The organism is Actinocrinis puniceicyclus, assembly GCF_018283645.1.
GTDB classification, from domain to species: domain Bacteria; phylum Actinomycetota; class Actinomycetes; order Streptomycetales; family Catenulisporaceae; genus Actinocrinis; species Actinocrinis puniceicyclus.
Window position 1 is genome coordinate 1 of the sequence record NZ_JAGSXH010000351.1, and the last position, 900, is coordinate 900.

The following is a 900-nucleotide window of genomic DNA, read 5'->3' on the forward strand; positions in this document are numbered from 1 at the left end:
ACTGACGATCCCACCGACACCGTGAGCACCAACGCCCTGCCCGGCTGACCCCGGGCAGGGCGTTTCCGTCACCATGCGGCCCCAGCATCGATGCCGCCGACATCCTCATCTTCAACGTCGGGCAACAGGCGGTGTGGCATCGCCGATCTTGTCCAACATCTATCTGGACCGGTTGGACGCCTTCGTCGAGAAGGTCCTCATCCCGGAATACACCCGAGGCTCCCAGCGCACCCCCAGCCGGGAGTACCACAACACGTACTACGCGATGCGCCGGGCCAGGGAACGCGGCGATATGGCCGCGTTCCGGGCTCACCGCAAGCGGCTGCGCGAGCTGCCCAGCTCCGATCCGATGGATCCGGGCTACCGGAGGCTTCGCTACGTCCGCTATGCCGACGACGGTGTGCCACGAACGCTGATGGAGGTTCCGGTGTAGAAGACGGGAGCTTTTGAGGCGGTGCTGCACCGGTGATGGAGGTTTGGCCCTCCGGGACCGCCCGCGCAGGGGGAGGTCCCAAACCACCGCAAGCTGCGTCGGTGAATGAGCCGGGGTGGTGAGCGTTGCGGAAAAGGCGCACGTGATGCGTCAGGTGTGAGCTGAGAAGGCGAACGCGAGTGAACCACTGATGAAACGTCGAAAGCGTAGCGACGATGACCGAAACCGGGGTCCAGTTGTTGCCCCGGGACGAGTCTGGCGGGTGCCTGTAGTCCTGGCCAGGTGGTTGTCCGGCGCAGAGGTGGCGCGAGCTCGGCTTTGGCTCCGGTGTGGAACGTGGGAACCCCTCGCCGCGATGAGGCCGGTCGGTGTGTTGACGCCGGTCGGGTTAAGGGAGAACCCCAAGCAGCTGATCTGCGAGGGGCTGAGTACCGATGCGTGGCAGGGGGGGGCGGACCGTCCCGTAG

General features: G+C 65.8%; 1 pseudogene. It reads left to right on the forward strand.

Features of this window, described 5'->3' with window-relative positions:
* Window positions 1-127: 127 nt before the first annotated feature.
* Window positions 128-397: pseudogene (locus tag KGA66_RS29240) on the forward strand (maturase); the annotation flags it as partial.
* Between the last annotated feature and the right edge of the window lie 503 nt (window positions 398-900).